General features: G+C 69.2%; 10 protein-coding genes. 5 read left to right on the top strand and 5 right to left on the bottom strand.

Annotated elements, in window-relative coordinates; all coding sequences use genetic code 11:
• Nucleotides 1-16: 16 nt before the first annotated feature.
• Nucleotides 17-1,837, top strand: coding sequence for a glutamine--fructose-6-phosphate transaminase (isomerizing) (glmS, locus tag ACLARN_RS20470; RefSeq protein ID WP_409493036.1), 1,821 nt, complete (start codon nucleotides 17-19; stop codon nucleotides 1,835-1,837).
• A gap of 13 nt (nucleotides 1,838-1,850) precedes the next feature.
• Here the strand turns inward: glmS and ACLARN_RS20465 are convergent, their stop codons facing one another.
• Nucleotides 1,851-4,256 carry a beta-L-arabinofuranosidase domain-containing protein gene (locus ACLARN_RS20465; RefSeq protein WP_409493035.1) on the bottom strand — a complete coding sequence of 802 codons (2,406 nt, stop codon included), beginning with the start codon at nucleotides 4,254-4,256 and terminating at the stop codon, nucleotides 1,851-1,853.
• A 403-nt stretch (nucleotides 4,257-4,659) separates the two neighbouring features.
• On the opposite strand from ACLARN_RS20465, the gene ACLARN_RS20460 reads away from it, so the two are divergent.
• From ACLARN_RS20460 to ACLARN_RS20450, 3 genes are read left to right on the top strand one after another with little or no spacing between them, the layout of a single operon-like run.
• The gene (locus ACLARN_RS20460) at nucleotides 4,660-5,421 is read left to right on the top strand and encodes a DeoR/GlpR family DNA-binding transcription regulator (protein ID WP_409493034.1); all 762 of its coding nucleotides are present in this window, start codon (nucleotides 4,660-4,662) and stop codon (nucleotides 5,419-5,421) included.
• Complete coding sequence (locus ACLARN_RS20455; RefSeq protein ID WP_409493033.1) at nucleotides 5,418-6,311, top strand: carbohydrate ABC transporter permease; 894 nt, start codon at nucleotides 5,418-5,420, stop codon at nucleotides 6,309-6,311. The genes ACLARN_RS20460 and ACLARN_RS20455 overlap by 4 nt, the downstream gene beginning before the upstream one ends.
• Before the next feature lie 2 nt (nucleotides 6,312-6,313).
• Complete coding sequence (locus tag ACLARN_RS20450) at nucleotides 6,314-7,141, top strand: carbohydrate ABC transporter permease (RefSeq protein WP_409493157.1); 828 nt, start codon at nucleotides 6,314-6,316, stop codon at nucleotides 7,139-7,141.
• A 92-nt stretch (nucleotides 7,142-7,233) separates the two neighbouring features.
• Here ACLARN_RS20450 and ACLARN_RS20445 read toward each other — a convergent pair whose 3' ends face one another.
• From ACLARN_RS20445 to ACLARN_RS20430, 4 genes are all read right to left on the bottom strand, one after another.
• A complete protein-coding gene (locus ACLARN_RS20445) occupies nucleotides 7,234-8,628 on the bottom strand; it encodes a GH1 family beta-glucosidase (RefSeq protein WP_409493032.1) in 1,395 nt (464 codons plus the stop codon).
• An 11-nt stretch (nucleotides 8,629-8,639) separates the two neighbouring features.
• Complete coding sequence (locus ACLARN_RS20440) at nucleotides 8,640-9,896, bottom strand: ABC transporter substrate-binding protein (protein ID WP_409493031.1); 1,257 nt, start codon at nucleotides 9,894-9,896, stop codon at nucleotides 8,640-8,642.
• Nucleotides 9,897-9,916: 20 nt separating this feature from the next.
• On the bottom strand, nucleotides 9,917-13,570 hold the full coding sequence (locus ACLARN_RS20435; protein WP_409493156.1) for a BTAD domain-containing putative transcriptional regulator: 3,654 nt from the start codon (nucleotides 13,568-13,570) through the stop codon (nucleotides 9,917-9,919).
• Nucleotides 13,571-13,757: 187 nt separating this feature from the next.
• Nucleotides 13,758-15,731 (bottom strand): BTAD domain-containing putative transcriptional regulator, encoded by a 1,974-nt coding sequence (locus ACLARN_RS20430; RefSeq protein WP_409493030.1) that lies wholly within the window; start codon nucleotides 15,729-15,731, stop codon nucleotides 13,758-13,760.
• 248 nt (nucleotides 15,732-15,979) lie between these two features.
• Between ACLARN_RS20430 and ACLARN_RS20425 the strand changes: the two genes are divergently transcribed.
• Nucleotides 15,980-16,231, top strand: a complete 252-nt coding sequence (locus ACLARN_RS20425) for a hypothetical protein (RefSeq protein ID WP_409493029.1) — start codon at nucleotides 15,980-15,982, stop codon at nucleotides 16,229-16,231.
• The last annotated feature ends 49 nt before the right edge of the window (nucleotides 16,232-16,280 follow it).

Genomic DNA, 16,280 nt, shown 5'->3' with positions numbered 1-16,280 from the left:
GTGAGGTTGACTCGTCATGTGCGGAATCGTCGGCTACATCGGCGGCCAGAACGCGGCCCCCATCCTGATCGAGGGGCTGACGCGGCTGGAGTACCGAGGCTACGACTCGGCCGGGATCTCCGTCCTCGGCGGCAAAGGCGCCCAGGTGCACCGGATCGTGGGGCGCGTGCGGAATCTGACGGCTGCCCTGCCCAAGCGACTCGCGGGCAAGGTCGGCATCGGGCACACGCGGTGGGCGACGCACGGCCCGGCGACCGAGGCGAACGCCCATCCGCACGTCTCCGAGGACGGCCGGATCTCCGTGGTGCACAACGGGATCATCGACAACGCCGACAGCCTGCGCGAGCAACTGAGCCAGGCCGGGGTGACGCTGACCTCCGAGACCGACACGGAGGTGCTCGCCCACCTCATCGCGCGGTCGGCCGCGAAAACCCTTGAAGACGCTGTCGTCGAGGCCGTTTCCCGCGTCACCGGTACCTACGCGATCGCGGTGACCGACACCGGGCACCCCGACCGCGTCGTGGTCGCGCGTAACGGTTCGCCGCTGATCATCGGCGTCGGCGACCGGGAGATGTTCGTGGCCAGCGACCTGTCCGCGCTGGTCCGCCACACCTCACAGGTGGTGCACCTCGACGACGGCGAGTTCGCCAGCGTCTCGGCCACCGGCTACCGCACCTTCACCGTCGACGAGAGCGACACCGGCAAGGCCGCGACCGCGATCGACATCAAGGCCGACGACCTCGATCTCGGCGGTCACCAGCACTACATGTACAAGGAGATCCAGGAGCAGCCGGAATGCCTGGAGCGGATGATCCGGGGCCGCCTCGACGACCGGTTCGGAGTGTCCCGTTTGGACGGTCTGAACCTGACTCCCCGTGACCTGCGCGGATTCGCCAGGGTGAAGATCCTCGGCTGTGGCTCGGCGTACTACGCGGGCCAGATCGGCGCGACCATGATCGAGGACCTGGCGCGGGTCCCGGCCGACGCGGAGGCCGCGTCCGAATTCCGTTACCGCAACCCGATCATCGAAGCGGACACTCTCTACATCGCGGTCAGCCAGTCCGGCGAGACCGCGGACACCGCCTTCGCCGTCGAAGAGGTCAAGCGCAAGGGCGGCCGGGTGGTCGGCCTCGTCAACGTCGTCGGCTCGACGATCGCGCGGGCCTGCGAGGGCGGCCTGTACCTGCACGCGGGTCCCGAGATCGCTGTCGCCTCGACCAAGGCGCTCACCAACATGGCCGTCGGATTCGCGATGATCGCGCTGGCGCTCGGCCGGGTCCGCGATCTGTCCAATGCGGACGGACAGCGGATCGTCGCGGCGATCCGTGCCCTGCCGAAGCAGGTCGCGGAGATCGTGGCCGCGGAAGCGGAGATCGCCGAGCACGCCAAGATCTGCGCGGACGCGCGGAGCCTGTTCTTCATCGGCCGGGTCAGGGGTTTCCCGGTGGCGCGGGAGGGCGCGCAGAAGTTCAAGGAGATCTCGTACCGCCACGCGGAGGCCTACCAGACTTCGGAACTCAAGCACGGCCCGCTCGCGCTGATCGACGAAGAGCTGCCGACGGTCGCGATCGTGCCGTCCGACGATCTCGCCGACCGCAACCTCGCCGCGATGCAGCAGATCAGGGCGCGCAAGGGGCAGGTCCTGGCGATCACCCACGACGACGTGGACTTCGGCGACCTCGACGTGCCGCGGTTCGTGGTCCCGCGTTCGGAGCCGGAACTCGACCCGATCCTGCTCACGATCCCGCTGCAACTGCTGGCCTACCACGCCGCGCTGCTCCTCGGCCACGACATCGACAAGCCGAGGAACCTCGCGAAGTCCGTCACCGTGGAGTGAGGCTGGACTCGCGCTAGTCGAGCAGGCGCCACAGGTGGTCGGCGGTCCCGTTGTCGTCGAACTGCACGACGATCGCCGAGTCCGCCGTGGACATCTGGTCGACGCCGAGAACCTTGCCGGAGTTGCGGTTCTGGAGCCGGAACCAGCCGTCCCCGTTGTCCAGGAACCGCCAGAGGTGGTCCGCGGTGCCGTTGTCGTCGAACTGGACGACGCGTGCCGAGTTCGCGGTGGACATCTGGTCAACGCCGAGGACTTTGCCGGAGTTGCGGTTCTTGACGCGGAACCAGCCGTCGCCGTTGTCGACGGTGCGCCACAGATGGTCCGCGGTTCCGTTGTCGTGGAACTGCACGACCTGTGCGGAGTCCGCTGTGGACATTCGGTCCACGCCGAGGAGCTTGCCGGAGTTGCGGTTCTCGATCCGGGTCCAGCCGGTCCGCCATGGGCGGGAGCCGCCGGTCCGAGGGAACGACGTCACCCGCAGTCGCGCGGCCCCCATAGGGATCAGGGTGACGCGCTGGACCGGCGTGTTCACGGCGACCGGGCTGTCGGCCAGTTCGTCGATCACGTTCTGCTCGCCCGCCTGCCAGGCGTCGATCCGCTGGGCGTCGGTCGTCAACCGCACCGGGCTGTTCGCCGGGGTGAACGGGTCGAGCGGGTTCCCGCCCGCCGTGACGACCGTGAACGCGGCCTGCGGCACCAAACCGTAGTTCCACGCGGACCCGGGCCGGACCTCGTGGACCGGCCAGTGCTCGTCGCCCGCGACCCGCGTCCAGTTCTCCTGGATCGCGAGGGAGAACGTCAGCGGCCCGCGGTCGACCGAGACGGAGTTGTGGTTGCGCGCCCAGGTCCTGGTGCGGGTGGTCATCGGCAGCCGCAGGGTGACGCGGTCGCCGGTACGCCAGACCCGGCGGACGGTTTCGTACCGTGGACCGCTGCTCACGGCGACCGCTCCGCCGTTGACCGACAGCGCCGGTGCCGAGCACCAGCCGGGAATCCTGACCTGGAAGGGGAATACCGTCGGCTTCGGCAGTGAGAAGGTGAACGTGATGGTGTCGGAGAACGGGTAGCCGGTCGTCTGGGTGACGGTCACCGGCGTGCCGTCGGCGACCTTCGCGGTCACCGTGGACGCGCCGTACAGCATCGCGCAGAGACCGCCGCCCGCCGTGGCCTGCCACATCTCTTCGACGTAGTACGGCCAGCCCATCCCGTAGTTGTGCGGGCAGCACCGATAGTTGTCGATACCCGGTTCGTACGCCTGCATGGTGAAGTCGTTGTCGAACTGGCTCAACGTCTTCGGCTGCCGGTCCAGCTGGATGCCGTTCGCCGACGTCACGTAGTGCACGCCGCGTCCTGCCGGGTCCAGCGCCGCCGGGAGCATGTTGAAGGCGAGTTCCTCGACACGGTCGGCCCAAACGGGATCGCCGGTCGTCCTGGCGAGGATCTCGTGGCTCATCATGTACTCGACGATCCCGCAGGTTTCGAAGCCCTGCCTCGGATCGTCGTAACCGGGCCGCACGTTCTCGTCGCCGGCGAAACCGCCACCGGGGAACTGGCCGTAGCGGCCCTGGATCCGGTCGTAGTTCGCGTAGGCGCTCGCGCGGTGCGCGGGATCCCCGGACAGGACCCAGAACTGGCCCGGTTCGCGGAAGCCCTGGGTGATGTTGACGTTGTGCCCGGTGGGCAGGTTGTCCACCCAGTTCGCCGAATGCCGGTGGATGGTGCGGACCAGATCCAGCAGGAACGCTTCACCGGTGCGGTTGTAGAGCCAGTAGATCACGTCGATCGTGTCGGACCAGCGGGTGTTGCCCCAGCCGTCGGTGTACACCGAAACCGGTTGTGCCGCCATGAAACGGAAGTAGCGGCTGAGGAACGGGACGACCCGAGCGTCCTTTGTGTACTCCTCATGGGAACGCAGCGCGTGCAGCATCGGCATATGCGGCCAGAGGTCCGCGTGGCCGTTTTGCTTGGTGCGGAGTTCGGACGGCCCGAAGAAGCCGTCCGGGGCCTGGGTGGCGAGGACGGCGTCGATCCAGCGGCGCGCGTCGGCCAGTACGCGGGTGTCGCCGGTGACGTAGCCGAGGTCGCCGTAACCGCGCAGCCAATACGGCACTTCCTCCCAGCCGCCCAGTTCGGGGCGGACCCAGCCAGTCCTGTCGAACGCGAGGTAGTGCGAGACCTCCTGGTAGCGGCCGTTGAGGCCATCGAGCTGCTTGCGGAGCTGGGTGGCCAGCCAGCCGTTCGCCTTCGCCGAGCCGGGCGGGAGGCGCAGCAGGGGAGCGGGCAGCAGCGGCGCGCGGTTGGCCACGTAGGGCGAGGCTTTGGTCGCGGCTTCGGCTTGGGCGCCGATGCCGGCTCCACTGCCGACGACGAGGCCCGTCGCGACGGTGGCCTTGAGGAAGCTACGGCGGGGGACTGACATGGGGTTTCCCCTTTCATGACCAGGTCCGCCCAGATTTACATCGTTGATACAACGTTGTAAATCCGCCGTTCGCCTCGTCCCGCTCACCGGGACCGCCTGACCACCGCATTTAGAGGACTAATTGCGGTGGGTGGGGTTCGTGGTGGGCGGAACGGGCAGTTATTCCGCCCGATCGGGCAGCGTGATCCGGCGGGCATCACACGTGATCCGGCGGAGGTCACGTGTGATCCGGTGGAGATCACACGTGATCCGGCGGAGATCACGCGTGAGAGCCCGTTCGACCCTGTGTCCTTAAAGGACAGAACCTCGTCGTGGTCGCGGATACCGAGGTTCCGTTGTCGGACCCGTGAGAAACCAACTATTGTCGCCCTGTCCGCTCATTCGCCAGGCCAGGAGGTGACCGTTGTACGCCGAAGAGCGGCAACGCGCCATTCTCAAGCAGGCCCGGCGGAACGGCCGCGTCGACGTGGCGACGCTCGCGGCCGCTTTCGAGATCACCAGCGAGACCGTCCGGCGTGACCTGACGGCGCTGGAGCGCAGCGGGGTGCTGCGGCGGGTGCACGGCGGCGCGATCCCGGTCGAGCGGCTGGGTATCGACCCTGGTCTCGATGCCCGTGACAAGGCGATGTGCGGGGAAAAGGACCGCATCGCCGCCGCCGCGCTGGACCAGATCCCCGCCGAGGGCGCGATTCTGCTGGACGCGGGTACCACCGTGGCGCGGCTGGCGAACCTCGTCCCCGCCGATCGCGAACTGACCGTGGTCACCCATTCGCTGCCGAACGCGTTCGTGCTCGCCAACCGGCCCGGCATCACGCTGATGCTGGCAGGCGGAAGGCTGCGCGGGCACACGATGGCAGCTGTCGACAGCTGGGCGCTCAACGCTCTCAAGGACACCTACGTCGACGTCGCCTTCATCGGCACCGACGGCCTTTCCGTCGAGCGCGGGCTCACCACGCCGGACACCGCCGAGGCGATGGTCAAACGCGCGGCCATCGCGTCCGCGCGGCGCACGGTGCTGCTGGCGGACCACACCAAGGTCGGCAACGACCACTTCGCCCGGTTCGGTGACCTCGGCGACGTCGACACCCTGATCACCGACACCGGCGTCGACCCTCAGGCGGCCGACGACATCACCCGGACCGGCGTCAAGGTGGTCACCGTTTGAGGCGAACGGGCGAGCGGCTCGCCGGATACCTGATGACCGCGCCGTTCTACGTCCTGTTCGGCGTTTTCGGTCTCTTCCCGCTGCTCTACACCGCGTGGGTGGCATTGCACCACTGGCATCTGGTCAACGGCGACACCGGGTTCGCCGGGTTCGGCAACTTTGCCCTCCTGCTCCAGGACCCGCATTTCTACAACGCGCTCTTCAACACGGTCAGCATCTTCGTCCTGTCGACCGTCCCGCAACTGCTGGCCGCGCTCGGGCTCGCGGCCCTGCTCGATCGCCCACTGCGCGCGCGGACCCTGTGGCGGGCCAGTGTGCTGTTGCCCAACGTGGTCTCGGTGGTCGCGGTGGCGCTGGTGTTCAGCCAGCTTTTCGCCGAGGACTACGGCGTCGTCAACTGGGCGCTGGGATTGGTGGGGCTCGACCCGGTGGACTGGCGGTCGGATCGGCTCGCCTCCCATGTCGCGGTGAGTGTCATGGTGATGTGGCGCTGGACCGGCTACAACGCGCTGCTCTATCTCGCGGCCATGCAGTCCGTGCCGCAGGAGCGTTACGACGCCGCCATGCTCGACGGAGCCTCGCGCTGGCGGACCTTCTGGTCGATCACCGTGCCCGCGATCCGGCCGACGATCGCCTTCACCGTCGTCGTCTCGACCATCGGCGGGCTCCAGCTGTTCGCCGAGCCGCAGTTGTTCGACGAGACCGGTGTCGCCGGGACCGGCGGCGCCGACCGGCAATTCCAGACACTCGCCATGTATCTGTACGAGAAGGGGTTCGGCGAGTTCGACGCCGGATACGCGGCGGCCATCGCGTGGCTGCTCTTCCTGTTCTCGGCGGGGTTCGCGCTGGTCAACTTCTCGCTCGTGCGCCGCATGCGGGGCGGTGAGTGACCTTGGCGGCGAGGGAACGGACCGGGTTCGTCGTCTACGGGCTGCTGCTCGCCGTCGGCATCGCGTCGATCTTCCCGTTGTACTGGTCGTTCGTGGTGTCCTCCAAGGACAATTCCGCCCTCGGCGAGACCACCCCGCCACTGCTGCCCGGCGGCAACCTGATCGAGAACGTGGGCAGGGTCTTCGAGACGGTCGACTTCTGGCTGGCGATGCAGAACTCGCTGATCGTCGCCGGCACGGTGACCGTTTCGAACGTCCTGCTGTCCAGCATGGCCGGATTCGCCTTCGCGCGCCTGCGATTCCCCGGCCGTGACTCGCTTTTCCTGGTCGTCATCGGCACCGCCATGGTGCCCGCCCAGCTCGGGGTCATCCCGCTCTACCTGGTGGTCGGCGAACTCGGCTGGTACGGACGGCTGGAGGCGGTGATCGTGCCGGGGCTGGTCGGCGCGTTCAGCGTGTTCTGGATGCGGCAGGCGTGCGAGGAGGCGATCCCGAGCGAATTGCTCGACGCCGGACGCGTCGACGGCTGTTCGACGGCGCGGCTGTTCTGGAGCGTCGCCATGCCCGCCATCCGCCCCCAGGCCGCGGTGCTCGCCATGCTGACGTTCATGACCGCGTGGAACGACTTCTTCTGGCCGCTGGTCGTCCTCGACCCCAACGCGCACCCGACCGTCCAGGTGGCACTGTCGCGGCTGGCGAGCGGCTACTTCACCGACTACTCGCTGATGCTCACCGCGGCCACGATCGGCGTGCTGCCCGTCATCGTGCTGTTCATCCTGCTGGCCAGGAAGGTGGTCGACGGCGTCATGCGCGGGGCGTTACGGGGTTGAGGTACTGACTTCGGACGGCGTTCGCAACCCCTGGATGTTATGAACGGTCCGTTCATAACAAAATTTGTTATGAACGGACCGTTCATAACACTTCAGGGAGTCGTGATCGGACCGGTCACGACTCCCTCGAGCCCGTTGCGCGCCACCACGTCCGCGTAGAACCGGGCGCTGTCCTTGAGCACCCGTTCCTGCGTGCCGAAGTCGACGTGCACGAGGCCGAATCGCTGCGTGTACCCCATGGCCCACTCGAAATTGTCCAGCAACGACCAGGCCATGTAACCGCGGACGTCGGCGCCGCGTTCGATCGCGTCGTGTACGGCGCCGAGGTGTTCGGCGAAGTACCGCACGCGTTTCTCGTCGTGCACGCGCCCGTCCACGACCTCGTCCTCGAAGGCGGCACCGTTCTCGGCGATCACGAGCGGCAAGCCGGGGCAGTGATCCCGCAGCCACAGCAGCAGATCGGTGAACGACTCCGGCCGTTGCTCCCAGCCAAGCGAGGTCACGTCGCCGCGCGGCGGGGTGACGTCCATACCGCGCAGACCCGGCAGCGGGCAGTTGCTGTCGGCCTCGGGATCGTCGAGCGGGATAGCGCGTGCGGGCGCGTAGTAGTTGACGCCCAGGACGTCCAGCGGCTGCGCGATGAGTTCCAGGTCGCCGTCGGCGATCGCCGGTTCGAGGGTGCCGAGATGCGCGAGATCCGCCAGCAACTCCGGCGGATAGCCCCGGCCGAGCAGCGGGTCGAGGAAGAACCTGTTGTGCAGGAAGTCGAATTTGCGCGCGGCCTCGCGGTGTGCGGCATCGTCCACATCGGTCAGTACCGGGGCGAAGTTGAGCACGATGGACACTTCCTGCTCGCCGCCGCCGTCGCGCAACGCCTGCGCGGCCAGTCCGTGCGCGAGCATGAGGTTGTGCCCCGCCACCACCGCGGCGCCCTCGTCCTGGATGCCGGGGGCGTGGTCGCCGTTGCCGTAGCCGATGAAGGCGGCGCAGAACGGCTCGTTGATCGTGGTCCACTGCCGGACACGGTCGCCGAGTGCTTTGTGGACGGTCAGCGTGTAGTCGGCGAAAAGGCTCGCGAGATCGCGGTTGGGCCAGCCGCCTTCGTCTTCCAGCGCCTGCGGCAGATCCCAGTGGTAGAGCGTGATCATCGGGGTGATCCCGTGCTCCAGCACCGTGTCGACAAGGCGATCGTAGAAGGCGAGCCCGCGTGGTTCGATCGTGCGGCCGTCCGGCATGACCCGCGACCACGCGACGGAGAAGCGGTAGTACGGCACACCGAGTTCGCGCAGCAGGCCGACGTCCTCACGGTAGCGCCGGTAGTGGTCGCAGGCCGGGTCGCCGGTGGCGCCGTCGAGCACCCGGCCGGGTCGCGCGGCGAAAGTGTCCCAAATGGACGGTCCGCGGCCGTCCGCCGTCGTCGATCCCTCGATCTGGAAGGCCGCCGTCGCCGTGCCCCAGCGGAATCCTGCCGGAAAGCCGCGCGTCACGTCGCCTCCGCTCACTTGGCGGCCGCGGCGCGGCCTTCGGTCGACGCCTGCGTCCAGGCCTGCTCGAGCGATTGCCGTCCCTCTTCGACCCGGCCGAGCGCGTGCCCGTACACGGGCCGCACCTCGCCGTCACGCAGCCCGCGATAGTTCGGCCGCAGCGCTTCGGCGGACGCGGCGAAGATCTTGCCGACCGGCGCGTCGCTGAAGTACTTGCTGGTGTGGGAAAGCACAGCACCGTCCTGGTAGGCGCCCAGCGCGCTCGGCAGCAGGCCGCTGTCCAGGAAGATCCGTTTCTGCTGTTCGGGCGCGGTGAGCCAGACGGCGAGGTCGTAGGCCTCCTTGCGGTGCGCGCCCTGCTTCGGGACGGTCAGGAACGACCCGCCCCAGTTGCCCGCCTTGCCCGGTACCGAGGTGACGTCCCATTTGCCCGCCAGTTCCGGGCCGCCCGCCTCTTCGATCTGGGTGAGCATCCAGGCGGGACAGGTGATCGCGGCGAACCGGCTCTGCTTGATCGCCACCGTCCACGGCTGGGTGAAGGTGGTGACGGCGGCCGTCTCCTTCTTCAGCGCCATTCCGCCCGCCAGGTCGAAGGCCTTGCGCACGTTGGGGTTCGTGTCGGCGACGAACTTGTCGTCCTTGGAGAAGTAGTTCTCCTCCGCCTGATTGAGCATCGCGGTGTAGATGGTGCCCGCCGAGTCGGCGAACTTGACGTCCGGCGCCCTCGAACTGAACTTCTCACCGGTTTCGGCGAACTTCTCCCAGGTCGGCCACAGCGCGGCCACCTGGTCGCGGTCGGTCGGCAGGCCCGCGTTCGCGAACAGGTCACGGCGGTAGCAGAGGGCGAGGCTGCCCATGTCGGTGCCGAGGCCCATAACGAACTTTCCACCGTCGGCGGTGCCCTGGTCCCATTTCCAGGCCGGCCAGTTCTCGCGGAGACCCTGCACGCCGAATTCGGACAGATCGGTGAACTTGTCCGTGGATTGGCGGAACTTGGGGAGGTACTGCTCCTCGATCGCCACCACGTCCGCGCTGCCGCGACCGGCGCCGAGGCCGGTGGCGAGCTGCCGGTGGTGCGTCTCGAAGTCGGCGACCCTGCCCTCGACGGTGATCCCCGGATGCGTCTTCTCGTACTCGTCGAAGAGTTTCTCGTAGCCGAACTCGCCGAAGGTGGCGACGGTGAGCTTGATCGGACCGCCGGGTTCCGGCGTGCCCGAACAGCCGGTGAGCAGCAGCACGAGGGCCGTCAATCCGGCCAGCACGCGGGTCATGGTTCTCCTCGGTCGTGGGTTCACGCGAGCCGTCTCGGCAACTGGTCACCGACGGTCAGCCGGGAATCGGCGTGCAGTTTGGTCAGCACCCGGGACACCAGCGACTGCACCGTCCTCCGCGGCAGGCTCAGCTCCGCGGCGATCTCCGGATTGGACAGTTTCGCCGCCACCAGCCGCGCGACCCGGAGCTCCAGCGGTGACAGCGCACCGGCGTGCCGGGGACCCTGCTCGGCACGGCTCAGCACGCCGTGGCGGCGCAGCCTGCTCTCCGCCCGGCGGATGCTCCAACCGGCGCCGACCGGGCCGAGCACCTCACACGCTTCGGTGAGCGCCTGGGTGGCCGCTTCGAGGTAGCCCGCGCGGCCGAGCAGCTCGGCGGCGTCCTCCAGCGCGGCCGCGAGTTCGATCGGGCGGCCGACCTCGCGATAGTGGTCGGCCGCGGCCAGCACGCCTTCGGGATCGCCGTCGATCAGCGCCTGGCACCGGCGCGCGGCCGCGGTGGCCCTGGCGGGCACGGTCTCCAGGCTCGCCTCTTCGGCGCAGACGGCGAGCGCTTGCCGTGCGACGTCGTCGTTCCCGGCCGCGAGCGCGACGCGGACGACGTCGGGCAGCCATTGGTGGCGCAGCATCATCCGGGCGTAGTCGGGGCGCAGCACCGGGGCGAACAGCCGCAGCGCATCGTCGAGCCCCCCGCGCTGTTCGGCGGCCATCGCCAGCGCCGCGAGGTAGAAATCGCAGCTCTCACGCTCGGACGAGTTCGACGGCGAATGCGCCTCGGCCGCTTCGAGATGCGCGCGGACGGAGACGCGTTCGTTCCGGTGGCCCGCGATGAGGGCGGCGACCCCGTGCAGCAGCAGCGCGGCGGCACCCGGCTCTCGCACCCCGTAGAAGGTGATCGCCGGGCCGTCTTCGGTGACCGAGTCCAGTTCGGCCAGCGCTTCGTCCCAGCGGCCGGTCCAGTAGTAGTGCACGGCCGCCGAGACCTGCGGCCCGGTCGGCAGGCCGTGCCTCGCCGCCGTCTCGTACCCGGCGTGCAGCGTGGCGTCCGCTTCTTCGAGCCGGTCGAGGTTCTGCAAGGTGAAGAGGCGGTTGTCGAGCAGGTCGAACCGCAGCGTCGCCAGGTCCGCTTCGTCACCGGTGGTCTCGATCGCGGCGTCGATCGCGGTCAGCGCCCGGTCGTGTTCGCGGCGGATCGAATGCACGAGCCATAGCGTCTGCTGGGCGTGCGCGGCGGGATAACGTTCGCTCGCCTCGACGGCTTCGGCGTACAGGCCTCGCGCGATCCGTTCGGTCTCGTCGAGATCGTCGAGGGTGCCGCGCCGGAAGTTGGCGAGCAGGGTCCGGGTACTGGTGCGCCACAGCTCCGGCATCGACGGATCGTCCGCGGTGTCGCCGAGTGCCTCGATCGCGCCGGGGGTGTCGCCGCGGCGGTACCGCAGGGCGGCGAGGAAATGCCGCATCTGCGCCAGATCCGCCTTGTCACGGACCGTCTTCACCGCCTGTCCGGCCTCGGCCTCCGGGGCCTGTTCGAGCCGGAACAGCACGCGTACCAGCGCGGCGATCAGCGTCTCCCGCTGCTCGCGGGTGGGCACCGTGCTGTCGAGCGCGCCGCGAAGGAGGTCGGCCGTGATGTGCGGGGCGCGGTTGGACACCGCGACGTGGTTGGCGGTGAGCCAGCCGACCAGCCACGGATCACACGGCACCGGCTCGGCCGCCAGCTGCTCGGCGACCCGCTTGATCGGCGCGCCCGCCCGCGCGAGGGACTCGGCGGCACGCCGGTGCAGGGCGGCGCGGACCGGTTTCGCGATGCCGCCGTAGAGCGCCTGCCGCTGGAACGGGTGGTGGAAGGCGAGTTTGTCGCCGGCGTACTCGATCACACCGGCGGTGATGGCCGGTTCCAGTTCCCGCAGGACTTCCAGCGGGCTCTGCCCAGCCAGCGCGGCGAGATCCTCGACCGCGAACTCCGCGCCCAGCAGCGAGGCGGTGCGCAGGATCTCGGTGGTGGCCGGGTCGAGGCATTCCAGCGTGCGGCCCACCGCAGCCAGCAGCGACCGCGGCGCGTTCTCGGTGCCGTCCAGCGTCACCTCGGCCACGCCCGCGTTGATCCGCAGTGAACCGGTCCGGACCAGGTCGTGCGCGATTTCCCTGGCGTAGAGCGGGTTCCCGGCCGCGCGCCGCACCAGCGGGCGCAGGCTCGGGCCCAGTTTCGCCGCGAGGATCGCTTCGAACACGGCGGCGACGTCGTCGTCGGCCAGCACCTCGACCGGCATGATCTCGCCGTCCCGCGCCTCGATCCCGCGTCGCAGCTGGGCGAGGTCCCGGCGGCCGTGCCCGGCGCGGGTGGCGGCGACCAGCAGCAACGGCAGCTGGCGGGTGGCGGCGGCCAGCCGCTGCCACAGCAGCACACTGGCCTCGTCGGCCCAGTGGAGGTCGTCGATCACCAGCACCAGCGGGCCGGCCGCGCAGGTCTCGTCGACCAGCGCCAGCAGTTTGTCCACAGTGGACAACATCGGGTCGGCTGGGCCCCAGTTCCCGTGCGCGGGCTCGGCGTGCAGCTCACCGGCCAGCTTGGCCTTGGCCGGATCCGCCGCGCCGTGGTGCACCCCGAGGCATTGCATGATCACCTGGAGCGGGAATCGTTGCTGGAGCTCGTCGGCCGCGGTCCAGGCGAGCTGGCAGCCGCGGGCCGCGGCGCTCGACAGCCCGGCGATCAGCAGTTCCGACTTGCCGATCCCCGGTTCGCCTTCGAGCCACACCGGGCGGCCGCGGCCGGCGAGCACGTCGGTGACGAAGCCGTGCAGCCGTTCGACCTGGCGCGAACGCCCGGGCAGATACCCCTGGCCGCCGCGTTCGATCGCCTTGGCCACCGGCGGCGGCACGATCCGCAGCGGAGCCGGTTTCGGTCCGGTGACAGGTTTTTCGGTGCCGTCCAGGATGCGCTGGTGCAGTTCGCGCAGCGGGGCGCCGGGTTCGACGCCGAGTTCGTCCCGGAGTGCTCGCCTTGCCTCGCGGTAGGCGGTCAGGGCTTCGATCGGCCGTCCGCTGGCGTGCAGGGCGCGCATGAGTGTCTCGTGCAGCGACTCGCGCAACGGATGCCGCTGGACCAGTGCGGTCAGTTCGGCCACCAGTTCTCGGTGGTCGCCGAGGCCGAGCAGTGCGGTGGCCCGCAATTCGGTGGCGGTCAGCTGGAGTTCCTCCAGCCGGACGCGCTCCGCCTCGGCGAACGGGCCGGGCACGCCGGAATAGGCCTCGCCGCTCCAGAGGCCGAGCGCGGTGGTGAGCCGCGCGGCCGCACCCCGCTGATCCGCGTTCGCGAGCAGCCTCCTGGCGTCGGCGGCGTCCTGTTCGAACCGGTGGACGTCGAGCGCCTCGCGGTCCAGCCGCAGCACATAGCTCGATCCGGACGACCGCAGTACCTCGTGCGCGGCGCCGCCCGCCTTGCGGATCGCCCCGCGCAGACCGGAGACGTAGGTGTGGACACTGCCAGTGGCGCTGGCGGGCGCCGACCCGCCCCAGACGCCGGCGATCAGTTCGCCGAGCGAGATCGCCTGGCCGCAGCGTGCCGCCAGGGTGGCGAAGACCGCGCGCTGGCGGGCGGGCCCGAGCTTCAGCTCGACGTCTTCGAGCCAGGCACGAGGCGGCCCGAGCAGCTCGACGCGCAGCCCGTTCGTCACACCGGCTCCATTTCTCGTCATGCACCGAAAGTGGCCGGATCACTACTGTGTCCCCGCAGTTTAGGACGTTCGAGTGGCGGCTCGGTTGCGCACCCGGTCGGTGAGCCTGTTCGTGCTTCGGACCGCGGCCCTGGCTGAGATGAAGGACGCTTTCATAGCAAATTTTGCTATGAAAGCGTCCTTCATCTCACGGGCCGGGCAACAGGAGCGCGGCGAGTTCCCCGGTCAGGCTCTCGTGCTGGTCCTCGGTGAGATTCCGTTGGTGCGAAAGCAAATGGAGGAGTTCGACCGCGGGCCCGGTGGACAGCGCGCCGACGTTGTCGAGCAGCCACTGCGGGATCCATGCCGCGGTCAGTTCGTCCCCTGCCTGGAGAAGCTGCTCGGCGACGCGGTCCGCGGGCGCGCCGGAGCCCGCCATGGTCGCGGCGATCTCCTGGTGCAGCACGGCGCGGATCGCGGGCGGGGTGTTCGCGGCGAACACCGACCGTTCCAGTGGGACTCGGAACCGCAGACGGTCGTCCTCGGTTTCCAGGACGCGGGCGGCGAGCGCCTCCTCGACGACCTCGATGAGCACCCGCAGTTCGCGGCCGGTGACTCCTGCCAGGTCGGCGACCGTGAACGACGAGCCGAGCAACGCGGCCGAATTCAGTGTTCGCTTGCACGGCAAGGAAAGCGTGGAGAGGTGATCTTCCACGACGGCGGCGATCCGGCTGTGCGGCGCGGTGGTCACGTCGCGGCCGTCGGCGAACTCGGCGAACAGTTCGCACAGGTAGCCGGCGTTGCCGACGGTGTATTCGGCCGCGAACCCCAGGAACTCCTCGCCGGGGTCCCTGGCCAGGGACTCCTCGGCGAGCGCGGCGACGCCCACGCCGTCGAACGGCGGCAGCGAGACGATCTCGCCTTCGAGCCGCGAGCGGAGGACGTCGAGCGAGCGGCGCCGGGGGAGCGGGCGCGCGGAGCCGATCAGCAGCAGGGGCAGGTGCGTGGTGAGCCGGTGAAGCCGCTGCCAGGCAAGCAGGCTCTCCTCGTCGGCCCAGTGCAGATCTTCGAAGACGAGCACCCGCGGCCCGTCTTCACACAGTTCGGTGACCGTCTTGTTGAGACTTTCGAGCGCTTCGCCACCGAGGCAGTCGGCGATGAGGCTGAGCGGGACCGCGCTGGTCAGTTCATCGGCTTCGACCCAGTTTGTCCGGTGTCTCGCCGTGGCGAGAGCTTCCGCCAGCAGCGCGCTCTTGCCGCTGCCCGCCTCGCCGTCCAGCCACACCGTCCCGCCGCGGCCTTCGTCCATCAGCGCGGACAGGTGCCGGCGCAGGCGGCCCAGTTCGAACTCGCGGCCGACGAACGCGGACGGCCGTTCGGGCAGGGCCTGCGTCGGCCGGTGCCGTTCCGGCTGGTCCTGGTGGTGCAGTGAGGGATCGCCGTCCAGGACCCGCTGCCGCAGCGCCAGCAGTTCCGGGCCGGGTTCGAGGCCGGACTGCTCGATGATCGTCTCGCGGGCGCGGTCGAACGCGGCCAGTGCCTCGGCCTGCCTGCCGGACCGGAACAACGCGGTGACCAGCATCCGGTGCAGGCCTTCACGCAACGGATGGCGCTCGACCAGCACGGCCAGTTCGCCGACGAGTTCACGGTAGCCGCCAAGGTGCAGCGCGACCTCGGCCTGGCGTTCGACCGCGCTCATCCGCAGTTCGTTCAGCCGGGCGCGCTGGGTTTCGGCGAACGGGCCGGGGATCCCGTTCAGCGCGGAACCCCGCCACTGCCCGAGCGCCGAGCGCAGCGACTCCAGTTCCCGCTGGTGCGCACCGGCGAGCCGATGTGTGCGGGCCCGGTCCAATTCGGCCTCGAAGACGTGGACGTCCACCTGCTGTCTCGGCAGGTCGAGGCTGTAACCCGCACGCGTGGCGACGAGCGGTTCGCCCGCCGGCTCCAGTGCGCGGCGCAGCGCGGATACGTAGGTGTAGACGATGCCGGTGGCGCTGTCCGGGGGCCGCTCGCCCCAGACGGCGTCGATGATCTCCTTGCGGGAGACGAACTGGCCGGCGTGCAGGGCGAGCGTGGCGAACACCGCCTGCCGCTGAGCGGGGCCGAGCGCGATCTCGCCGTCGCCGTGCCAGGCGGGGGAACCGCCCAGCAGCCGCACCGTCAGCGAGGGAACCTCGTCCATGACCTGCCGCCTGTGCGTCCGACTTCGAAAGAGCATACTGCTCGGCGAAAACCGCTAGTGGAAAACCCTAGTGGCGCCGTTGTGGGTTTCGCAATCAATCGGGCAGCCACCGTGTGGGTTTCGGCGCCGTTCATGTGGGTTTCATGATGCGGACAGATGAGGGGCGACAGGGCAAGACCCGGCGTTCTCGGGGGCAGAGTGTCGTCCGGCGCTGGTGGATGGCATGCGTGGCTGTGCATGCTGGATCGGTGAGCCAGGATCAGGAGCGACTCGCCGGGGATGTCCTGCTCGGCCTCGCCCATGACGGCAGGCTGGTGCTCGACGCCGCCGAGGCCGAAGCGCGCGTCGCCGAGCTTCGGCGGACGCTGGCCTACGGGTACGCCCTGCTCGCCGACCCGGACTACACCGGGCCTGAGGACAGGCTCCGCGAAATCCTGGACGAGCTTCCCAAGTACGTGGAGGCGTTTCAGCAGGCCACGAAGTCCTTCACGCCTCGTTGAGAACTCGTGGAGAGTTCGTGAAGAGCTCCTTCGCAGACTGTGTCCCATC

Origin of the sequence: Amycolatopsis sp. cmx-11-12 (assembly GCF_046269425.1) — a bacterium.
GTDB lineage: Bacteria > Actinomycetota > Actinomycetes > Mycobacteriales > Pseudonocardiaceae > Amycolatopsis.
This window is presented reverse-complemented; position numbering and strand designations above follow the sequence as displayed.